This is a genomic window from Hydrogenophaga sp. NFH-34, assembly GCF_021401345.1.
Taxonomy (GTDB): Bacteria; Pseudomonadota; Gammaproteobacteria; order Burkholderiales; family Burkholderiaceae_C; genus Hydrogenophaga; species Hydrogenophaga electricum.
In genome coordinates, this window is record NZ_JACBGE010000007.1 from 121,645 (window position 1) to 140,170 (window position 18,526).

Here is an 18,526-nt window from a genome sequence, read left to right on the forward strand (position 1 = left end):
CCAAAACGCAGGGGCCGCTATTGTGGCAGGGCCGGGGCGATGAGTTTCTCGAACAGCTTTTCGATGTCCAGCAACTGGATCAGGGGCTGGTCGCCCTCCGGTTTGACGAAGTGCGTGACCAGCTTGCCGGCCCCTTGTGGGGCAAAAGGCGAGGGCACGATTTGCTCGTCGGCGTACTCAGGCACCGCGTGCAGCGCGTCAACCAGCAGGCCGACGGTGCGCGGACCCTGGCGCACGACCACGATCTCGCTGGCGTCTTCGAGGCGCGTGGGGCGGCCGTTGACGAGTTGACCGAGGTCGTAGACCCAGGCCACGCGCTCGATGGCGATGCCCGCCTGCGGCACCAGCATGCCGATGCGCCCGGACGGGTCGGCCATGGTGCGGCCGGTCAGCAGCGTGGCCGGCACCGATTCGGCGACCTGGGTGGCCGGCATGGCCAGGATGTGCTGGCCGCACCAGACGGTGGCGTACATGCGCAGCGTGCCCGCACCGGAGGCCACGTCGGTGCCCGCCTTGTAGCTGCCGCGCGCGATCAGTGCCCGCTCCTGCACCTCGCCCAGCGGAATGCAGACGATGGCCAGCACGTCGTCGACGTAGCCGTCGGTGGTCTTGAATTCGCGGTAGCCCTGGCAGACGGCGGCGCCCATCACCACGTAGTGGCCCTCGTGTTCGAGCACGCGCGCCGCGCTGCGGCCACGTGGCAGGTCGGTCACGCCCGGCGGCAAGGGCAGTGGGGTGCCGACAGGCTTGCCCGGATCGGTGGTCGACATGACGCGGCCCTGCCGGTTGACGAAATAGGCCGAGGTGTGCAGCGCCTGCGACAGGCAGCCCTTGAGCATGGCCTCGAACTCGCGCTCGGCCTCGAACACGATGCCGATGCCGCCCACCACGCGACCTTCGTCGCTCGGGTGGTGGATGGCGGCGTGGTAGGTGTAAGTGGGGGCTTCGCCGCCAAGCAGGCAGGGCCCGAAGGCGGTGACGGCGTAGGACTGGTCGTCGCGCAGGGCCTTGACGCGCTGCATCGTGGCCGGGTCCACGACCAGCGGCTGGCTCTGGGCGTCGCTGCCCATGAGCGCGCCGCGCGAGGCGGCCAGCACCTGGCCCTGCGCGTCGTACACATAGAGCGTGCTGTAGACGGTGTAAAGCTCGTTGATGTAGTCGAGGATGCGGGTGATCGCGCTGGCGTCGGGCTGGGGGCTGGCCAGCGCGGCGCGGATCTCCGGCGTCAACGCCCACCAGCGGCAGTCGTTGGCGCGTTCATAGAGGTTGCGGTCGAGCAGATCCACCAGCAGCTGCGCGACCGACTCGGCGTTGTCCAGGCGCGATTCGAGCACGGTCTCGTACAGATCGCTGATCGAGCGCGAGAAAACCTCGTTGCTGCGCGCGCCGGTTTCGCTGATCTGTTCGAGGATGGCCTTGAGCTGCTGCTGACCGCCACGGCCTTCGGAGGTGATGACCTGCCCGTTCCAGACCACGCGCTGGATGGTTTCGGTGGCGCTCATCACCTCGTACAGCGGCGGGCTGAAGCGCCGCGCGTGCGACAGCAGGCCGGCGGCGGTGGCCGGCTCCAGCGCGGCCAGCGTCTGGCGCGATGCGGCCGAAAACGCCAGCTGCAGCGGAATCATCACCTGGCCCTGCCAGCCGGCGGGTCCCGGGTAGCCCTGGTAGTTTTCCGCCGAGCAGGTGTGGACCAGGTATTCGCGGCCCTCGTGGATGAACACCTGGGGCCGGCCTTCGGGGTTGACCGGCACGGTCGTGCCCACCGCGACCCAGCGGTCGTCGGCGCTGGCGATCACGCGCTGCCGGGCGTCCAGCAGCAGCATGTTCATGCGGCCTTCGCGGTCGCGGTGCGAGCGGAAGATGCCGGCCATCTCGCGCTCGAAGTCGAAACACAGGCACAGCAGGCCCACCACGGCGCCCGTCTCGGGGTGGTGCATGCGGCGCGAATAGATCAGCGCCTGCGACTTGCCCGGCCGCAGGTCGGTGGCGCGGAAGGTTTCGACGAAGCCGTCGGTCTTGAGCGTCTCGGCGATCAGCGGGTCGGTGCTGCCCTCGACCGGCGAATCGGGGTCGATCTGCACCAGCACGTTGCCCTCGGTGTCGACCAGCAGGATTTCGTTGTAGACCGTGTACTTGCTGCGGTAGGCCAGCAGGCGCGAGCGGATGGCATCGATGTCTTCGCGCTCGCCCGCGACGAAGGCGCACAGCTCGCGGTCGGTGGCCAGAAAGCCCACGTCGGCGGTGCGTTCGTACAGGTTGCGCACCACGATGTCGATCACGTAGCGGGCCTTGGTCCCGATCGCGGCCAGCACGTTGCCGACCTTTTCGCCGACCAGGCTGCCCACCAGTTCGCGTTCGAGCCGGTTGAAGCCGGCCTGGGTGGCGCTCATGATCGGCAGGATGTTGCGCGCCTCCTGCGGGCAGTTCATCTTGGCCGACGCTTCGATCATGCGCCACATCACGCCCAGCTCGTGCAGCGACTGTTCGCAGCGCACGACGTCGCGCATGTACGGCAGAAACGTGTCGGTGTGCAGGGACGGGCTCATGCCAGGGCTTTAGCAAGCGCCGTGCCCCGGTGAGCGGGGTTAAATCGATGGTTCACAATGCCGCCATGCCGGAGACGCCTGCCCCCGCCGAAACCTCCCCAAAGCCCGCTGCAGCGGGCGCGCCGACGCTCTCTGCGCCGCAGAAAGCCCTGCGCAAACTCGGTCTGGTGCGCGACATCGACCTGGCCCTGCACCTGCCCCTGCGCTACGAGGACGAGACCCGGCTGACCACGCTGGCGGCAGCGCGCGACGGCGAGGTGGTGCAGATCGAAGGCACCGTGACCCAGCAGGAAATCAGCTACCGGCCGCGCCGCCAGTTGCTGGTCACGCTCGACGACGGCACCGACACCTGCACCCTGCGCTTTTTCACCTTCTACCCTTCGCACCAGAAGGTCCTGGCGGTGGGCGCGCGGGTGCGCGTGCGGGGCGAACTGCGCGGGGGTTTTCTGGGGCGCAGCATCATGCACCCCACGGTCAAGGCCGCGGGAAGCGAGCTGGCGACGGCGCTCACCCCGGTCTACCCCACCAGTGCCCAATTGCCCCAGGCCTACCTGCGCAAGGCGGTGGTCAGCGGGCTCCAGCGGGCGGCGCTGGACGAAACCGTGCCGGCCGCACTGCTGCAGCACCTGCGCCAGGCCTTGCCGGGGCTGCGCGGCCCGCTGATGACGCTGCGCGAGGCCCTGCAATTCCTGCACCACCCTGGCCCGGACGTGTCGCTGGCCGCGCTGGAAGACCGCAGCCACCCGGCCTGGCAGCGACTCAAGGCCGAAGAACTGCTGGCCCAGCAGCTGTCGCAGCTGATGGCCAAACGCGAGCGCGATGCCTTGCGCGCGCCGGCCCTGGCGGTGTCGCCGGGGGGCCTGCCGGAGCAGTTGCTGGCGGCGCTGCCGTTTGCGCTGACGGCGGCGCAGCGCCGCGTCTGCACCGAGATCGCCGCCGACCTGGCCCGCCCGGTGCCCATGCACCGCCTGCTGCAGGGCGACGTGGGCTCGGGCAAGACCGTGGTGGCGGCCATGGCCGCCACCCTGGCCATCGGCGCCGGCTGGCAGTGCGCGCTGATGGCGCCCACCGAGATCCTGGCCGAACAGCATTTCGCCAAGCTCATCGGCTGGCTGGAACCGCTGCTGGCACCGCTGGGCAAGCGCGTGGCCTGGCTCACCGGCAGCCAGAAGAAGAAGCAGCGCATCGAGATGCTGGCCCTCATCGCCAGCGGCGAGGCCGCCTTGGTGGTGGGCACGCACGCGGTGATCCAGGACCAGGTGCAGTTCAAGCAGCTCGCGCTGGCCATCATCGACGAGCAACACCGCTTCGGTGTGGCGCAGCGGCTGGCGCTGCGGAGCAAGATGGGCGAGGGCATCGCCCCCGGGGCGCATGGGGCGACGGCTTCGGAGCCGCATCTGTTGATGATGAGTGCGACCCCCATTCCCCGCACGCTGGCCATGAGCTATTACGCCGACCTCGACGTGTCGACCATCGACGAACTGCCGCCCGGGCGCACGCCCATCGTGACCCGCGTGCTGTCCGACAGCCGCCGGCAGGAGGTGATCGAGCGCATCCGCGTGCAGGTGGCCGAGGGGCGGCAGGTCTACTGGGTCTGTCCGCTGATCGAAGAGAGCGAGGTCATCGACCTGTCCAATGCGACGGCCACGCACGCGGAACTCAGCGCCGCGCTCAACCGTGCCCACGGGCCTTTCCGGCCAGACGTGTCGCTGTCCAAGGCTTCCGAGGGCCCGGCGCTGCCGACCCAAGGGCTTGTTCCTTCTCCCAGTGTCGAAGGCGAGACAGAGCAGGGGGACGTCGCTTCAGCGGCGCAGGGGGGTGCTCCTGTGCTCGTCGGCCTGCTGCATTCGCGCATGCCGGTGGCCGAAAAAAAGGCGGTGATGAGCCTGTTCAGCGACGGGCACATGGGTGTGCTCGTCTCGACCACGGTGATCGAGGTGGGGGTCGACGTGCCCAATGCGTCGCTGATGGTGATCGAACACGCCGAACGCTTCGGGCTGTCGCAATTGCACCAGTTGCGGGGGCGGGTGGGCCGGGGGGCTGCCGCGTCGGCCTGCGTGCTGATGTACACGCCCAACGAAGGGGGGCGGCTGGGGGAGACGGCACGCGAACGCCTGCGGGCGATGGCCGAAACCAGCGATGGCTTCGAGATTGCCCGGCGCGATCTGGAGATCCGGGGGCCGGGGGAATTTCTGGGGGCCCGGCAGTCAGGCGCGCCGCTGCTGCGCTTTGCCGATCTGGCCACCGACGGCCATTTGCTGGCCTGGGCCCGGGAGGCGGCCCAGTCGATGCTGGACCAGCATCCCGCTCAGGCCGAGAAGCACGTCGCCCGCTGGCTGGGCACGCGGGCCGAGTACCTCAAGGCCTGAACGGTCCGTTCAGCGGCGAATGCCCTGCACCGTGGCCAGGTCCAGTTGGGTCGGGTAGCCCTGGCCGTCCAGCGCACTGCCTTCCTGCGAGGCAAACAGGCGGTTGCCGTCGACGTAGAGCAGCTCCTTGCCACTTTCGCCGAGCGAGGTCTCGGTGACCTTGTCGGCCGTCTTGCCCGAAGCCTGGGTGGTGCCGTCGATGGTGATGTTGGCCGGGAAGTCCTGGCTGGCGACGGGATTGCCCGAGCAACTGGTGTTGTTGAACACCCGCAGCGTCGAGGTGCCCGAGACGCTGTGGGCACCGCCCTTGGTCAGCACGATGGTGGCGTTGGCGGACAGGCCGTCTTCGCTGTAGCACGGGGCGTCCCAGGTGCCGACGTACTTGTCGGCCGGTTCTCCGGCGGCCGAGGTGCCGTTGTCGTTGTTGTCTCCGCTACCACCGCAAGCGGCGAGCATGGCTGTGGCCAGCCAGACGGCCAGCGTTTTCTTGTTCATGTTGTCGATTCCTCCTGATCGTTGATGGATGTGCCACCCGGTGGGCGACGGGCGGAATCTTAATGTGACTTAATGTAAAGCGCGCCCGCAACAGTGCGCTGGCGAGAGCGCGCAAAATACGCCCATGACGCTCACCGAACTCAAGTACATCGTGGCCGTGGCGCGCGAGAGGCACTTTGGCAAGGCGGCCGAGGCCTGTTTCGTGTCGCAGCCCACGCTTTCCGTGGCGATCAAGAAGCTGGAAGAGGAGCTGGAGCTCAAGATCTTCGAGCGCAACGCCAGCGAAATCGCCGTCACGCCGCTGGGCGAAGAGATCGTGCGCCAGGCGCAGACGGTGCTGGAGCAGGCGGCGGCCATCAAGGAGATTGCCAAGCGCGGCAAGGACCCGCTGGCCGGCCCGCTCAAGCTCGGGGTCATCTACACCATCGGCCCCTACCTCCTGCCCAACCTGGTGCGCCAGGTCATCGAGCGCACCCCGCAGATGCCGCTGATGCTGCAGGAAAACTTCACCAGCAAGCTGCTGGAGCAGTTGCGCCTGGGCGAGATCGATTGCGCCATCCTGGCCGAGCCGTTCCCGGACACCAATCTCGCCATCGCGCCGCTGTACGACGAACCGTTCATGGCGGCGGTGCCGGCCAACCACCCGCTGGCCCAGCGCAAGACCATCACCACCGAAGTGATCAAGAACGAGACCATGCTGCTGCTCGGTACCGGGCACTGCTTCCGTGATCACGTGCTGGAAGTCTGCCCGGAGTTCGCCCGCTTTTCCAACGACACCGAGGGCATCCGCAAGAGCTTCGAGGGCTCGTCGCTGGAAACCATCAAGCACATGGTGGCCGCCGGCATGGGTGTGACGCTGGTGCCCCGGCTGTCGGTGCCGCGCTCCGCGCTGGAAGGCAACGCCGACGCCACCCAGGACATGGGCGACGCGGCGTTTGTGCACTACCTGCCCTTCGAAGGCGACCCGCCCACGCGGCGCGTGGTGCTCGCCTGGCGGCGCAGCTTCACCCGCTACGAGGCGATTGCCGAACTGCGCAACGCCATTTATGCCTGCCAGTTGCCCGGGGTCAAACGCCTGTCGTGAGGGCGGCTTATTCTTTTCGTGTGTCCTCAACCTTCAGGAGATGTCTTCCATGGCCAAAAGCAAACCATCGGCACCGTCCATCCAGATCGGCATTGGTGACAAAGACCGTGCCGCCATCGCCAAAGGCTTGTCCAAGCTGCTGGCCGATACCTACACGCTGTACCTGACCACGCACAACTTCCACTGGAACGTGACCGGTCCCATGTTCAATTCGTTGCACACGATGTTCATGGACCAGTACACCGAACTCTGGAATGCCGTCGACCCGATCGCCGAGCGCATCCGCTCGCTGGGCCACGCGGCCCCGGGCAGCTACGCCCAGTTCGGCAAGCTGAGCTCGGTCCCCGATGCGCCGGCCACGCCGCCCAAGGCGCTGGAGATGGTGCGCATCCTCGTGCAGGGACACGAGGCGGTCGCGCGCACCGCGCGCGAGCTGTTCCCGGTGGTTGACAAGGCCAGCGACGAGCCCACAGCCGATCTGCTGACCCAGCGGCTGACGGTGCACGAGCAGACCGCCTGGATGCTGCGCTCGCTGCTGGAAGAGTGAAGCCCCACCCCCGCGCGGAATGAGCCCCACCCCCGCGCCGCGGCTGCGGCGCGTCACCCCCTCAAGGGGGGCGAAGCCGGCCCGCCAGTTTCCTTGCCAGGGTGGAGGGCATGTCCCAGGTTCTATGTCTCTATGTCCGTTGTCACGCCTGCGCCTTCGCGCCTCTCTCTCTACCTCGATCTGATCCGCTGGAACCGGCCCGCCGGCTGGCTGTTGTTGCTCTGGCCCACGCTGGCGGCGCTGTGGCTGGCGGCGGACGGGTTTCCCGGCTGGCACCTGGTGGCGGTGTTCACGCTGGGCACCATCCTCATGCGCAGCGCCGGCTGCTGCATCAACGACGTGGCCGACCGCGACTTCGACCGCCATGTCAAGCGCACCGCGCAGCGCCCCGTCACGAGCGGGCGCATCGGTACGGCCGAAGCGCTGGGGCTGGGGGCGGGGTTGGCCGTCGTGGCCTTCGTGCTGGTGCTGACCACCAACTTCGCAACCATCGCCTGGTCGTTCATTGGCCTTTTGCTGACGTTGCTCTACCCCTTTGCCAAGCGGGCGGTCTCCATGCCGCAGGCGGTGCTGGGGGTGGCGTTCAGTTTCGGGATCCCCATGGCGTTTGCTGCGGTGCAGGCCGGCCCCGCGCTGGAGCTGCTGGTCTCGCCGGGCGGCAGCCTGGAACTGACGCCTGCCGGAATCTGGCGGGGCGTGCAAGCCAGCGTGCCGGTGTGGGCCTGGGTGCTGCTGCTGGGCAATCTTTTCTGGGTGGTGGCCTACGACACCGAATATGCGATGGTCGATCGGGACGATGACCTCAAGATCGGCATGAAGACCTCGGCCATCACTCTGGGGCGCTTCGACGTGGCGGCCGTGACCGGCTGCTACCTGGTGTTTCTGGCCATCTGGACGCTGGCTGTGTGGAGCCGGGTGCACCCGGGCGTGTGGCTGTCCACCATGGCCTTGGCGCTGGCCCAGGTGGTCTGGCACCACCGCCTGATCCGCGACCGGACCCGTGAAGGCTGCTTCCAGGCTTTCCGGATCAACCACTGGCTGGGTTTCACCGTGTTTGCCGGCGTGGTGGCCGGGTTGGCGTGGCGCTGAGGTTCAGGCGCCGAAGGCCTGTCCCAACTCGGCGGCGCGGGTCTGTGCGGCTTTCAAGGCGGTCTCGAACAGCCCTTTGATGTCCGCGGCGTCCATGCTGGTGATGGCCGCGTGCGTGGTACCGCCCTTGGAGGTCACCCGTTCCCGCAGCACCTGTGGCGGCTCGCCGGAGCGTTGGGCCAGCGTGGCGGCGCCAACAAAGGTGCCCACGGCCAATTGGTAGGCCACTTCAGGAGGCAGTCCCATGCGCGCGCCGGCATCCCGCATGGCTTCGAGGAAATAGAAGACATAGGCTGGCCCCGATCCCGACAGGGCGGTGACGGCGTCGAGATCGGCTTCGGTGGACACCCAGACCAGTTCGCCGATGGTGCGGATGACGCTTTCGGCGAGCGTGCGGTCCTCGGGCGTGACGGCGGTGCGTGCCACCAGTCCCGTCATGCCCAGACCGACCAGGGCGGGGGTGTTGGGCATGGCGCGCACGATGCGTTCGCTGCCCAGCCAGCGGGCGATGGAGTCGCTGGTGATGCCGGCGGCCACGCTCAGGTGCAGGGGATGGCCGAGGAAGTCGGCGGCTGCCGCAGCGGCTTCGCGGAAGGTTTGCGGTTTGATGGCCCAGATCACCAGGTCGGGCGTGGCCAACTCGGGACCTGCTGCGGCGAGGAGGGTGAGGCCGGGGAACTGTTGGGCCAAGCGTGCGCGCTGCTCGTCCCAGGGTTCGATGACCTGTATCCGGTCGACGGGATGCCCCTGGCGGACCAGGCCGCCCAGGATGGCACTGGCCATATTGCCGCCGCCGACAAACGTGATCAGGGGGAAACGGGAGGTAGGGGAGGTCATGTTTCGAGGGCCGAACGGAAAGCCTGCATCTTCGCAGATCGGCGGCGGGGCTCTGGTGCGTGGGATTACCCCTATATAGAGGGGCGCCAAGCGCCTGGCCTGATCTGTGCTGGGTGGGTTTCGGGGTGTTTCAATCCATGGCACAAAAAGAGTGTTGACAGCCAAAGGGTGGTGTGCCACAATCATGAGCTTCGCCCTCAAAAGGCGAGGTTTCTGCCCACCGAAGGGTGGTCATTTCGGCAGCCAGCAGGCGGCTTTGAGATGGTCTTCCGACGACGGGCCCAAGACTGATCGCTCACGGCCGTGGTGGCTGCGAGGATTCAAGTTGGGACTTAAATCAAATGATCCAAACGCAATCTCGACTCGATGTTGCTGACAACACGGGTGCCAAGTCCGTGATGTGCATCAAGGTGCTGGGTGGTTCCAAGCGCCGTTATGCCAGCGTGGGCGATGTCATCAAGGTCAGCATCAAAGAAGCAGCGCCGCGCGGCCGCGTCAAAAAAGGCGAGGTCTACAACGCCGTGGTGGTGCGCACCGCCAAGGGTCTCCGTCGTCCGGACGGCGCCCTGATCAAGTTCGACGGCAATGCCGCCGTGTTGCTCAACGCCAAGCTGGAGCCCATCGGCACCCGCATCTTCGGCCCGGTCACGCGCGAGCTGCGTACCGAGAAGTTCATGAAGATCGTGTCCCTGGCCCCTGAGGTTCTCTGAGGATTCATCCATGAACAAGATTCGTAAAGGCGACGAGGTCATCGTCATCGCCGGTCGCGACAAGGGCAAGCGTGGCAAGGTGCTTGAGCGCGCCAGCGACGACCGCGTCGTGGTGGAAGGTGTCAACATCGTCAAGAAGCACGCCAAGCCGAACCCCATGAAGGGTGTGACCGGCGGGATCGTGGAGAAGACGATGTCGATCCACCAATCCAACGTGGCCATCTTCAATGCGGCCTCCGGCAAGGCTGACCGCGTGGGCGTCAAGGTCCTGGTTGACGGCAAGAAAGTGCGCGTCTTCAAGTCCAGCGGCGAAGAAATCAAGGTGGCATGACCATGGCACGCTTTCAAGACATCTATCGCGACAAGGTCGCGCCCAGCCTGATCGAAAAGTTCGGCTACAAGTCGGCCATGGAAGTGCCGCGCATCACCAAGATCACGCTGAACATGGGCGTGAGCGAGGCCGTGGCCGACAAGAAGGTGATGGACCACGCTGTGGGTGATCTGACCAAGATCTCCGGCCAAAAGCCCGTGGTGACCAAGGCCCGCAAGGCCATCGCTGGTTTCAAGATCCGTGAGCAACAGGCCATCGGCTGCATGGTGACCCTGCGTGGCGCCCGCATGTACGAATTCCTGGATCGCTTCGTCACGGTGGCCCTGCCGCGCGTGCGGGACTTCCGGGGTATCTCCGGCAAGTCGTTTGACGGTCGTGGCAACTACAACGTGGGCGTCAAAGAGCAGATCATCTTCCCCGAAATCGAATACGACAAGGTGGATGCTCTGCGTGGTCTGAACATCAGCATCACGACGACCGCCAAGACCGACGAAGAGTGCAAGGCGCTCCTGGCGGGCTTCCGTTTTCCGTTCAAGAACTGAGGTGGCGCGTGGCTAAACAAGCATTGCTCCAACGTGAACTCAAGCGCGAAAAGCTCGCCGCCAAGTTCGCCCAGAAATACGCCGATCTGAAGGCGACTGCCAACGACGCCAAGCGTTCCGACGAAGAGCGCGACGCTGCCCGTCTGGCGCTGCAAAAGCTGCCCCGCAACGCGAACCCGACCCGCCAGCGCAACCGCTGCGAGATCACCGGTCGTCCGCGCGGCACCTTTGCCTACTTCGGCCTGGCTCGCGCCAAGGTGCGTGAAATGGCTTTCGCCGGCGAAATCCCCGGCGTGACCAAGGCCAGCTGGTAAGCCCTAGGAGAACCCCAAATGAGCATGAGTGATCCTATCGCTGACATGTTGACCCGCATCCGCAACGCGCAGATGGTCGAGAAGACCACCGTGTCGATGCCGGCGTCGAAACTCAAAGCCGCGATTGCCCAGGTCCTCAAGGACGAAGGCTATATCGATGGTTTCCAGATCAAGACCGAAGGCGGCAAGAGCCAGCTCGAAATCGCGCTGAAGTACTACGCCGGCCGTCCGGTGATCGAAAGCATCGAGCGCGTGAGCAAGCCGGGTCTGCGTATCTATCGCGGCCGCAACGCCCTGCCCCAGGTCCAGAACGGGCTGGGTGTGGCCATCGTCACCACGCCGAAGGGAGTGATGACCGACCGCAAGGCGCGCGCCACCGGTGTCGGCGGCGAAGTGCTGTGTTACGTCGCCTGATGCGGGCATTGAGGAGAAACTGAAATGTCGCGTATTGGTAAGCTGCCGGTCACCATCCCTGCTGGGGTGGAAGTGGCCGTCAATGACAGCCTGATCAGTGTCAAGGGTGCCCTGGGTGCCCTGTCGCAGGCGCAAAACGCCCTGGTCAAGGTGGAAAACAAGTCGGGTACGCTGGCCTTCACGCCGGTGGACGAATCGCGTGAAGCCAACGCCATGTCGGGCACCCTGCGTCAGCTGGTGAACAACATGGTCACGGGCGTGAGCAAAGGCTTCGAAAAGAAGCTGACCCTGATTGGCGTGGGCTACAAAGCCCAGGCTCAAGGCAGCAAGCTCAACCTGAACGTCGGTTACTCGCACCCGGTGGAGATCGAGATGCCTGCTGGCATCAAGGTGGAAACCCCGACGCCGACCGAAGTCGTCATCAAGGGCGCTGACCGTCAGCGCGTGGGCCAGATCGCTTCCGAAGTGCGCGCCGTGCGCCCGCCCGAGCCCTACAAGGGCAAGGGCATCCGCTACGCGGATGAGAAGGTCGTGATCAAGGAAACCAAGAAGAAGTAAGGACCAGGATCATGTTGACCAAAAAAGAGCAACGCCTGCGCCGTGCCCGCCAAACGCGCATCCGTATTGCGCAGCAGGGCGCTGTCCGTCTGACCGTGAATCGCACCAACCTGCACATCTACGCCAGCGTCATTTCCGGCGACGGTGCCAAGGTGCTGGCCTCGGCCTCGACCCTGGAAGCGGAAGTGCGTACCCAGCTCGGCGCCGCCGGCAAGGGTGGCAATGCCGCTGCAGCGGCCCTGATCGGCAAGCGCATTGCCGAAAAGGCCAAGGCTGCTGGTATCGAGAAAGTGGCTTTCGATCGTTCGGGTTTTGCCTACCACGGCCGTGTGAAGGCCCTTGCAGATGCGGCTCGTGAAGCTGGCCTGCAGTTCTGATCAGAGGGATACACAAAATGGCTAAATTTCAGGCAAACGTGAAGAACGAAGGCAACGACGACGGCCTGCGCGAGAAGATGATCGCGATCAACCGCGTGACCAAGGTGGTCAAGGGTGGTCGTATCCTCGGTTTCGCCGCCCTGACCGTGGTCGGCGATGGCGATGGTCGCGTCGGCATGGGCAAGGGCAAGGCCCGTGAAGTGCCGGTGGCCGTGCAGAAGGCCATGGAACAGGCTCGCCGCAACATGGTGAAGGTGTCGCTCAAGAGCGGTTCGCTGCACCATGCTGTGCACGGCGAGCACGGCGCCGCCAACGTGATGATGCTGCCCGCCGTCAAGGGTACGGGCATCATTGCCGGTGGTCCGATGCGCGCCGTGTGCGAAGTGATCGGTATCACCGACGTGGTGGCCAAGAGCCATGGCTCGAGCAACCCCTATAACCTGGTGCGTGCCACGCTGGACGCACTGAAGAATTCCACCACGCCCGCCGAAGTGGCTGCCAAGCGCGGCAAGTCGGTGGAAGAAATTCTGGGCTGATTGGAGCGACCATGAGCACTGAAAACAACGTCAAGGTCCAACTCGTCCGCAGCCCCATCGGCTGCAAAGAGTCGCACCGCGCCACCGTGCGTGGCCTGGGTCTGCGCAAGCTCGGCAGTGTCAGCGAACTGCAGGACACCCCGGCCGTGCGCGGCATGATCAACAAGATCGCCTACCTGGTCAAGGTGCTGTAAGCGCAGCATCGAGAAGGACACATACGTCATGGAACTCAACACCATCAAGCCCGCTGAGGGTGCCAAGCACGCCAAGCGTCGCGTTGGTCGTGGTATCGGCTCGGGCCTGGGTAAGACCGCCGGTCGTGGTCACAAAGGCCAGAAGTCCCGCTCGGGTGGCTACCACAAGGTCGGCTTCGAAGGCGGCCAGATGCCCCTGCAGCGCCGTCTGCCCAAGCGCGGCTTCAAGTCGGCTGCCTTGCAGTTCAACGCGGAAGTCACCCTGGCAGACCTGAACACCGTGGACGCCGCCGAAGTCGACGTGCTGGTGCTCAAGCAAGCTGGCCTGGTGCCGCAGCTGGCCAAGCGTGTCAAGGTCATCAAGACCGGTGAACTGCAACGCGCGGTCACGCTGAAGGGTATCGGTGCCACGGCGGGAGCCAAGGCAGCGATCGAAGCGGCCGGCGGTTCGCTGGCCTGATCAGGTACCTCGTAAAAAAGGCACTCTGTGGCAACCGGATCCACGACTCTCGCCAAGACGGGCAAGTTCGGCGACCTGCGTCGCCGGCTGGTGTTCCTGCTGCTGGCGCTGGTGGTTTACCGCGTCGGGGCACACATTCCCGTTCCGGGGATCGACCCTGCCCAGCTGGAGCAGCTGTTCAAGAGCCAGCAGGGCGGCATCCTGAGCCTGTTCAACATGTTCTCGGGTGGCGCGCTCTCGCGCTTCACGGTCTTTGCGCTGGGGATCATGCCGTACATCTCGGCATCGATCATCATGCAGCTGATGACTTACGTCGTTCCAACGTTCGAGCAGTTGAAGAAGGAAGGGGAGGCTGGTCGCCGCAAGATCACCGCCTACACGCGCTACGGCACGCTTGGACTGGCGATCTTCCAGGCCATGGGCATTGCCTTGGCGCTGGAAGGGCAGGCTGGTCTGGTCATCAGCCCCGGCATGGGCTTCCGCATCACTGCGGTTGTCAGCCTGGTCGCAGGGACGATGTTCCTGATGTGGCTGGGTGAACAGATCACCGAGCGTGGTCTGGGCAACGGCATCTCGATCCTGATCTTCGCCGGGATTGCAGCGGGCTTGCCCAACGCCATCGGTGGTTTGCTGGAGCTGGTGCGCACCGGTGCCATGAGCATCCTGGTGGCCTTGTTCATCATCGCGCTGGTCATCCTGGTGACCTACTTCGTGGTGTTCGTGGAACGGGGTCAGCGACGGATTCTGGTGAACTACGCACGCCGTCAGGTGGGCAACAAGGTGTACGGAGGCCAGTCTTCGCACCTCCCGCTCAAGCTGAACATGGCTGGTGTGATTCCACCGATTTTCGCGTCGTCGATCATCCTGTTGCCGACCACCATCGTCAGCTGGGTCAGTACCGGGGATTCCACGCGCTGGCTGCGCGACATCGCTTCGGCGCTGTCGCCGGGGCAGCCGATCTACGTGGCGCTGTACGCTGCGGCCATCGTGTTCTTCTGCTTCTTCTATACGGCTCTCGTGTTCAACAGCCGCGAGACTGCCGACAACCTGAAGAAGAGTGGGGCTTTCATTCCGGGTATCCGCCCGGGTGACCAGACGGCGCGCTACATCGACAAGATCCTGTTGCGGCTGACCCTGGCGGGCGCTATCTACATCACGGCGGTATGCTTGCTGCCGGAGTTCCTGATCCTTGAGTACAACGTGCCGTTCTATTTCGGCGGGACCTCATTGCTGATCATCGTGGTGGTGACCATGGATTTCATGGCCCAGGTTCAAAATTACATGATGTCTCAGCAGTATGAGTCGCTACTGAAGAAAGCGAATTTCAAAGCAAGTTGAGCAGCGATGGCAAAGGACGATGTCATTGAGATGCAAGGGGAGGTGGTTGAAAACCTCCCCAATGCGACCTTCAGGGTCAAGCTCGAAAACGGGCATGTGGTCCTGGGGCACATTTCCGGCAAGATGCGTATGCACTACATCCGCATCCTGCCAGGCGACAAGGTCAAAGTGGAGCTCACGCCGTATGACCTGACCCGTGCCCGGATCGTCTTCCGGGCCAAGTGACAGGACGGCAGTCCGAACGTAATTGGGAAATTTAGGAGAAGACTATGAGAGTTTCGGCTTCGGTCAAGAAAATGTGCCGCAACTGTAAGATCATCCGCCGCAACGGTGTGGTGCGTGTCATCTGCACCGACCCGCGCCACAAGCAACGTCAAGGCTGAGCGTTTAGAGGACTGAAATGGCTCGTATTGCAGGTATCAACATTCCGCCGCACAAGCACGCCGAAATCGGCTTGACGGCCATCTTCGGTATCGGTCGCACCCGCGCTCGCAAGATTTGCGAAGCCTGTGGCATCGAATACGACAAGAAGATCAAAGACCTCTCGGACGCCGAGCTCGAGAAGGTGCGTGACCAGGTCGGTCAGTTCACCATCGAAGGTGACCTGCGCCGTGAAGTCACGATGAACATCAAGCGCCTGATGGACATCGGCTGCTACCGCGGTTTCCGTCACCGCCGTGGTCTGCCGGTGCGTGGCCAGCGCACCAAGACCAATGCGCGTACGCGCAAGGGTCCGCGCAAGGCCGCCCAGTCGCTCAAGAAATAATCGGTTGAAAGAGAAACATGGCTAAAGCTCCTTCCAGCAACGCCGCCGCCCGTGTCCGCAAGAAGGTTCGCAAGAACATTGCGGACGGGATTGCCCACGTGCACGCGTCGTTCAACAACACGATCATCACCATCACCGACCGCCAGGGCAATGCCCTGTCGTGGGCTTCGTCGGGTGGCCAGGGCTTCAAGGGTTCGCGCAAGTCGACCCCCTTTGCTGCCCAGGTGGCTTCCGAAGTGGCTGGTCGCGCTGCGATCGAACAAGGCATCAAGAACCTGGATGTCGAGATCAAGGGCCCCGGTCCTGGTCGCGAATCGTCCGTGCGTGCCCTCGGCGCCCTGGGTATCCGCATCACCTCGATCTCCGACGTGACCCCGGTGCCGCACAACGGCTGCCGCCCGCAAAAGCGCCGTCGCATCTGATCGTCCCGTTGCCCGGATCGCCCTGCTTGCAGGGGTATTCCTCGGCACGCTACAATCAAAAGCTTTTTCGCTTGCCACCGCAGTCCCGCTGCGGTGGCGTTTTTCGCTAAGCCCACCGCCTCCGGCACGCTGGAAGGCTCCCGCAATCTCGCCCCGCAGCGAGCGATTGCGGCAGATATTTCAAGGAAACCACTGTGGCACGTTACCTCGGCCCCAAGGCCAAACTCTCCCGCCGTGAAGGCTCCGACCTGCTGCTCAAGAGCGCCCGCCGCTCGATCAGCGACAAGGCCAAGTTCGACTCCAAGCCAGGCCAGCATGGCCGCACTTCGGGTCAGCGCACCTCCGACTTCGGTCTGCAGCTGCGTGAAAAGCAGAAGGTCAAGCGCACCTACGGCGTGCTGGAGCGTCAGTTCCGCCGTTACTTCGCCGAAGCCGACCGCCGTCGCGGCAATACCGGCGCCAACCTGCTGTTCCTGCTGGAATCGCGCCTGGACAACGTCGTGTTCCGCATGGGGTTTGCCTCGACCCGCGCCGAAGCCCGCCAGCTGGTTTCGCACAAGGCTGTGACCGTCAACGGCCAACAGGTCAACATCCCTTCCTTCATGGTCAAGGCGGGTGATGTGGTGGCTGTGCGCGAGAAGTCCAAGAAGCAGGCTCGCGTGATCGAAGCTCTGGAGCTGGCCAAGCAAATCGGTTTCCCGGCCTGGGTGGAAGTGTCTGCCGACAAGGCCGAAGGAGTCTTCAAGAAGACCCCGGACCGTGACGAATTCGCCTCGGACATCAACGAGTCGCTGATCGTCGAACTGTATTCCCGTTAATCCCGTCCCCGGCCGTTGTGGCGCTCCCTCGCGGCACTGGCTGGGTCATTCCATGCTCCGTCTGCCTTATCGGTGTAACGAGCCGAGGGAACTGAAGGAAGTCTGAATGCTGAACAACCTGCTCAAGCCCAAGTCCATCAACGTCGAGCAAGTCTCGGCCAATCGCGCCAAGGTCACTCTCGAGCCTTTCGAGCGCGGCTACGGGCACACCCTGGGCAATGCCCTGCGCCGCGTGCTGCTGTCGTCCATGGTGGGGCATGCTCCCACCGAAGTGACCATCGCCGGCGTGGTCCATGAGTATTCCTCCATCGATGGCGTCCAGGAGGATGTCGTCAACCTGCTGCTCAACCTCAAGGGCGTGGTGTTCAAGCTCCACAACCGCGACGAGGTCACCCTGAGCCTGCGCAAGGAAGGTGAAGGCGTCGTCACTGCTGCCGACATCCAGACCCCGCACGATGTCGAGATCGTCAACCCCTCGCACGTGATCGCCACGCTGTCGCAGGGTGCGAAGCTGGACATGCAGATCAAGGTCGAAAAGGGCCGTGGTTATGTGCCGGGCAGCCTGCGCCGCAACGACGACGCGTCGCGTTCGCTGGGCCGCATCGTGCTGGACGCTTCGTTTTCCCCGATCAAGCGCGTGAGCTACACCGTCGAAAGCGCTCGCGTCGAGCAGCGTACCGATCTGGACAAGCTGGTCCTCGAGATCGAGACCAACGGCTCCATCGGACCGGAAGAAGCGGTGCGCGCTTCGGCCAAGATCCTGGTTGAACAACTGGCGGTCTTTGCTCAGCTTGAAGGGGCTGAAATCTTCGCCGATGCGCCGCAAACGCGCAGCTCGCAGCAGTTCGACCCGATCCTGCTGCGCCCGGTCGACGAACTCGAACTCACCGTGCGTTCGGCCAACTGCCTGAAGGCCGAGAACATCTACTACATCGGTGACCTGATCCAGCGCACCGAGAATGAGTTGCTCAAGACCCCCAACCTGGGTCGCAAGTCGCTCAATGAAATCAAGGAAGTGCTCGCCTCGCGCGGCTTGACCCTGGGCATGAAGCTGGAAAACTGGCCGCCCGCCGGTCTCGACAAGCACTGATCTGCAAGAACCCGTCAACGACGTCTGACGACCCCCTCCCAGTACCTGATCCGGCTGGGAGCAAAACACTGAAAGGAAACTGAAATGCGTCACGGACACGGCCTCCGCAAACTGAACCGCACCAGCGAGCACCGCCAGGCGATGCTGCGCAACATGATGAACTCGCTGCTCACGCACGAAGTCATCAAGACCACCCTGCCCAAGGCCAAGGAACTGCGCCGTGTGGTGGAACCCATGATCACGCTGGCCAAGGAAGCCACCGTGGCCAACCGCCGTCTGGCCTTCAACCGCCTGCGCGACCGCGACGTTGTGGTGAAACTGTTCGACGAACTCGGCCCGCGCTTCAAGGCGCGTCCGGGCGGCTACACCCGCATCCTGAAGATGGGTTTCCGCGTTGGCGACAACGCCCCCATGGCCCTGGTGGAACTGGTGGATCGCGCTGAAGACGCTCCGGCCAGCGAAGATAAAGCCGGTGAATAAAAAACAGTGCTATAATTGAAGTCTTGACGCGGAGTGGAGCAGCCTGGTAGCTCGTTGGGCTCATAACCCAAAGGTCGCAAGTTCAAATCTTGCCTCCGCAACCAAACAAATCAAGTCGACAGGCTTGTTTCAAAAGCCCACCACCCGGTGGGCTTTTTTGTTTCTGCCGCATGCCTTCTCGCCCGATGCCTTCGGGCCGTCATCCGCCT

General features: G+C 64.4%; 25 protein-coding genes and 1 tRNA gene. 23 read left to right on the forward strand and 3 right to left on the reverse strand.

Features of this window, described 5'->3' with window-relative positions; genetic code table 11:
- Positions 1–17: 17 nt before the first annotated feature.
- Complete coding sequence (locus L0977_RS08560; protein ID WP_234264437.1) at positions 18–2,546, reverse strand: chemotaxis protein CheW; 2,529 nt, start codon at positions 2,544–2,546, stop codon at positions 18–20.
- A gap of 65 nt (positions 2,547–2,611) precedes the next feature.
- On the opposite strand from L0977_RS08560, the gene L0977_RS08565 reads away from it, so the two are divergent.
- The gene (locus tag L0977_RS08565) at positions 2,612–4,915 is read left to right on the forward strand and encodes an ATP-dependent DNA helicase RecG (RefSeq protein ID WP_234264438.1); all 2,304 of its coding nucleotides are present in this window, start codon (positions 2,612–2,614) and stop codon (positions 4,913–4,915) included.
- Between the two features lie 9 nt (positions 4,916–4,924).
- On the opposite strand, the gene L0977_RS08570 is transcribed toward L0977_RS08565, so the two are convergent.
- Positions 4,925–5,410: a hypothetical protein gene (locus L0977_RS08570; protein ID WP_234264439.1), complete on the reverse strand. Its 486-nt coding sequence runs from the start codon at positions 5,408–5,410 to the stop codon at positions 4,925–4,927.
- Positions 5,411–5,534: 124 nt separating this feature from the next.
- On the opposite strand from L0977_RS08570, the gene L0977_RS08575 reads away from it, so the two are divergent.
- From L0977_RS08575 to L0977_RS08585, 3 genes are all read left to right on the forward strand, one after another.
- Positions 5,535–6,494, forward strand: coding sequence for a hydrogen peroxide-inducible genes activator (locus L0977_RS08575; protein WP_234264440.1), 960 nt, complete (start codon positions 5,535–5,537; stop codon positions 6,492–6,494).
- Positions 6,495–6,543: 49 nt separating this feature from the next.
- On the forward strand, positions 6,544–7,041 hold the full coding sequence (locus L0977_RS08580; protein WP_234264441.1) for a Dps family protein: 498 nt from the start codon (positions 6,544–6,546) through the stop codon (positions 7,039–7,041).
- Positions 7,042–7,173: 132 nt separating this feature from the next.
- The gene (locus L0977_RS08585; protein WP_234264442.1) at positions 7,174–8,130 is read left to right on the forward strand and encodes a 4-hydroxybenzoate octaprenyltransferase; all 957 of its coding nucleotides are present in this window, start codon (positions 7,174–7,176) and stop codon (positions 8,128–8,130) included.
- A 3-nt stretch (positions 8,131–8,133) separates the two neighbouring features.
- Here L0977_RS08585 and proC read toward each other — a convergent pair whose 3' ends face one another.
- Positions 8,134–8,967 carry a pyrroline-5-carboxylate reductase gene (gene proC / locus L0977_RS08590; protein WP_234264443.1) on the reverse strand — a complete coding sequence of 278 codons (834 nt, stop codon included), beginning with the start codon at positions 8,965–8,967 and terminating at the stop codon, positions 8,134–8,136.
- A gap of 341 nt (positions 8,968–9,308) precedes the next feature.
- Between proC and rplN the strand changes: the two genes are divergently transcribed.
- The 19 genes from rplN (at position 9,309) to L0977_RS08685 (ending at position 18,421) form a co-directional block, all read left to right on the forward strand.
- On the forward strand, positions 9,309–9,677 hold the full coding sequence (gene rplN / locus L0977_RS08595; protein WP_234264444.1) for a 50S ribosomal protein L14: 369 nt from the start codon (positions 9,309–9,311) through the stop codon (positions 9,675–9,677).
- Positions 9,678–9,687: 10 nt separating this feature from the next.
- Entirely contained in the window at positions 9,688–10,008 is a 321-nt protein-coding gene (rplX, locus tag L0977_RS08600) for a 50S ribosomal protein L24 (protein WP_234264445.1), read from the forward strand.
- Between the two features lie 2 nt (positions 10,009–10,010).
- The gene (rplE, locus tag L0977_RS08605) at positions 10,011–10,550 is read left to right on the forward strand and encodes a 50S ribosomal protein L5 (RefSeq protein ID WP_234264446.1); all 540 of its coding nucleotides are present in this window, start codon (positions 10,011–10,013) and stop codon (positions 10,548–10,550) included.
- An 8-nt stretch (positions 10,551–10,558) separates the two neighbouring features.
- Complete coding sequence (gene rpsN, locus L0977_RS08610) at positions 10,559–10,864, forward strand: 30S ribosomal protein S14 (protein WP_234264447.1); 306 nt, start codon at positions 10,559–10,561, stop codon at positions 10,862–10,864.
- Between the two features lie 18 nt (positions 10,865–10,882).
- On the forward strand, positions 10,883–11,278 hold the full coding sequence (gene rpsH, locus L0977_RS08615) for a 30S ribosomal protein S8 (protein ID WP_234264448.1): 396 nt from the start codon (positions 10,883–10,885) through the stop codon (positions 11,276–11,278).
- Between the two features lie 24 nt (positions 11,279–11,302).
- Positions 11,303–11,836 carry a 50S ribosomal protein L6 gene (gene rplF, locus L0977_RS08620; protein WP_234264449.1) on the forward strand — a complete coding sequence of 178 codons (534 nt, stop codon included), beginning with the start codon at positions 11,303–11,305 and terminating at the stop codon, positions 11,834–11,836.
- An 11-nt stretch (positions 11,837–11,847) separates the two neighbouring features.
- Complete coding sequence (gene rplR, locus L0977_RS08625; RefSeq protein ID WP_234264450.1) at positions 11,848–12,213, forward strand: 50S ribosomal protein L18; 366 nt, start codon at positions 11,848–11,850, stop codon at positions 12,211–12,213.
- 17 nt (positions 12,214–12,230) lie between these two features.
- The gene (gene rpsE, locus L0977_RS08630; protein WP_234264451.1) at positions 12,231–12,749 is read left to right on the forward strand and encodes a 30S ribosomal protein S5; all 519 of its coding nucleotides are present in this window, start codon (positions 12,231–12,233) and stop codon (positions 12,747–12,749) included.
- Positions 12,750–12,760: 11 nt separating this feature from the next.
- Positions 12,761–12,943 (forward strand): 50S ribosomal protein L30, encoded by a 183-nt coding sequence (rpmD, locus tag L0977_RS08635; protein WP_234264452.1) that lies wholly within the window; start codon positions 12,761–12,763, stop codon positions 12,941–12,943.
- Between the two features lie 28 nt (positions 12,944–12,971).
- A complete protein-coding gene (rplO, locus tag L0977_RS08640) occupies positions 12,972–13,403 on the forward strand; it encodes a 50S ribosomal protein L15 (RefSeq protein WP_234264453.1) in 432 nt (143 codons plus the stop codon).
- Between the two features lie 27 nt (positions 13,404–13,430).
- On the forward strand, positions 13,431–14,741 hold the full coding sequence (gene secY, locus L0977_RS08645; RefSeq protein ID WP_234264454.1) for a preprotein translocase subunit SecY: 1,311 nt from the start codon (positions 13,431–13,433) through the stop codon (positions 14,739–14,741).
- Positions 14,742–14,747: 6 nt separating this feature from the next.
- Entirely contained in the window at positions 14,748–14,966 is a 219-nt protein-coding gene (infA, locus tag L0977_RS08650; RefSeq protein ID WP_009514918.1) for a translation initiation factor IF-1, read from the forward strand.
- Between the two features lie 44 nt (positions 14,967–15,010).
- Positions 15,011–15,124 carry a 50S ribosomal protein L36 gene (gene rpmJ / locus L0977_RS08655; protein ID WP_234264455.1) on the forward strand — a complete coding sequence of 38 codons (114 nt, stop codon included), beginning with the start codon at positions 15,011–15,013 and terminating at the stop codon, positions 15,122–15,124.
- Between the two features lie 17 nt (positions 15,125–15,141).
- Positions 15,142–15,507 (forward strand): 30S ribosomal protein S13, encoded by a 366-nt coding sequence (gene rpsM / locus L0977_RS08660; RefSeq protein WP_234264456.1) that lies wholly within the window; start codon positions 15,142–15,144, stop codon positions 15,505–15,507.
- Between the two features lie 17 nt (positions 15,508–15,524).
- Positions 15,525–15,929 (forward strand): 30S ribosomal protein S11, encoded by a 405-nt coding sequence (gene rpsK / locus L0977_RS08665; RefSeq protein ID WP_234264457.1) that lies wholly within the window; start codon positions 15,525–15,527, stop codon positions 15,927–15,929.
- 194 nt (positions 15,930–16,123) lie between these two features.
- A complete protein-coding gene (rpsD, locus tag L0977_RS08670; RefSeq protein WP_234264458.1) occupies positions 16,124–16,747 on the forward strand; it encodes a 30S ribosomal protein S4 in 624 nt (207 codons plus the stop codon).
- A 106-nt stretch (positions 16,748–16,853) separates the two neighbouring features.
- Positions 16,854–17,837 carry a DNA-directed RNA polymerase subunit alpha gene (locus L0977_RS08675; protein WP_234264459.1) on the forward strand — a complete coding sequence of 328 codons (984 nt, stop codon included), beginning with the start codon at positions 16,854–16,856 and terminating at the stop codon, positions 17,835–17,837.
- A gap of 84 nt (positions 17,838–17,921) precedes the next feature.
- Positions 17,922–18,317 carry a 50S ribosomal protein L17 gene (gene rplQ, locus L0977_RS08680; RefSeq protein WP_234264460.1) on the forward strand — a complete coding sequence of 132 codons (396 nt, stop codon included), beginning with the start codon at positions 17,922–17,924 and terminating at the stop codon, positions 18,315–18,317.
- 27 nt (positions 18,318–18,344) lie between these two features.
- Positions 18,345–18,421, forward strand: a tRNA-Met gene (locus L0977_RS08685).
- Positions 18,422–18,526: the final 105 nt, after the last annotated feature.

Bases quoted from the DNA above. Each gene is read 5' to 3' on its own strand.
- rplQ (WP_234264460.1), top strand. From the start codon at position 17,922: ATGCGTCACGGACACGGCCTCCGCAAACTGAACCGCACCAGCGAGCAC.
- L0977_RS08580 (WP_234264441.1), top strand. From the start codon at position 6,544: ATGGCCAAAAGCAAACCATCGGCACCGTCCATCCAGATCGGCATTGGT.
- L0977_RS08585 (WP_234264442.1), top strand. From the start codon at position 7,174: ATGTCCGTTGTCACGCCTGCGCCTTCGCGCCTCTCTCTCTACCTCGAT.
- rpmJ (WP_234264455.1), top strand. From the start codon at position 15,011: ATGAGAGTTTCGGCTTCGGTCAAGAAAATGTGCCGCAACTGTAAGATC.
- L0977_RS08560 (WP_234264437.1), bottom strand. From the start codon at position 2,546: ATGAGCCCGTCCCTGCACACCGACACGTTTCTGCCGTACATGCGCGAC.
- L0977_RS08675 (WP_234264459.1), top strand. From the start codon at position 16,854: ATGCTGAACAACCTGCTCAAGCCCAAGTCCATCAACGTCGAGCAAGTC.
- rpsK (WP_234264457.1), top strand. From the start codon at position 15,525: ATGGCTAAAGCTCCTTCCAGCAACGCCGCCGCCCGTGTCCGCAAGAAG.
- L0977_RS08570 (WP_234264439.1), bottom strand. From the start codon at position 5,410: ATGAACAAGAAAACGCTGGCCGTCTGGCTGGCCACAGCCATGCTCGCC.
- rplO (WP_234264453.1), top strand. From the start codon at position 12,972: ATGGAACTCAACACCATCAAGCCCGCTGAGGGTGCCAAGCACGCCAAG.
- rplF (WP_234264449.1), top strand. From the start codon at position 11,303: ATGTCGCGTATTGGTAAGCTGCCGGTCACCATCCCTGCTGGGGTGGAA.
- rplE (WP_234264446.1), top strand. From the start codon at position 10,011: ATGGCACGCTTTCAAGACATCTATCGCGACAAGGTCGCGCCCAGCCTG.
- proC (WP_234264443.1), bottom strand. From the start codon at position 8,967: ATGACCTCCCCTACCTCCCGTTTCCCCCTGATCACGTTTGTCGGCGGC.
- rpsH (WP_234264448.1), top strand. From the start codon at position 10,883: ATGAGCATGAGTGATCCTATCGCTGACATGTTGACCCGCATCCGCAAC.
- rplR (WP_234264450.1), top strand. From the start codon at position 11,848: ATGTTGACCAAAAAAGAGCAACGCCTGCGCCGTGCCCGCCAAACGCGC.
- rplX (WP_234264445.1), top strand. From the start codon at position 9,688: ATGAACAAGATTCGTAAAGGCGACGAGGTCATCGTCATCGCCGGTCGC.
- L0977_RS08575 (WP_234264440.1), top strand. From the start codon at position 5,535: ATGACGCTCACCGAACTCAAGTACATCGTGGCCGTGGCGCGCGAGAGG.
- rpsM (WP_234264456.1), top strand. From the start codon at position 15,142: ATGGCTCGTATTGCAGGTATCAACATTCCGCCGCACAAGCACGCCGAA.
- L0977_RS08565 (WP_234264438.1), top strand. From the start codon at position 2,612: ATGCCGGAGACGCCTGCCCCCGCCGAAACCTCCCCAAAGCCCGCTGCA.
- rplN (WP_234264444.1), top strand. From the start codon at position 9,309: ATGATCCAAACGCAATCTCGACTCGATGTTGCTGACAACACGGGTGCC.
- infA (WP_009514918.1), top strand. From the start codon at position 14,748: ATGGCAAAGGACGATGTCATTGAGATGCAAGGGGAGGTGGTTGAAAAC.
- rpsE (WP_234264451.1), top strand. From the start codon at position 12,231: ATGGCTAAATTTCAGGCAAACGTGAAGAACGAAGGCAACGACGACGGC.
- rpmD (WP_234264452.1), top strand. From the start codon at position 12,761: ATGAGCACTGAAAACAACGTCAAGGTCCAACTCGTCCGCAGCCCCATC.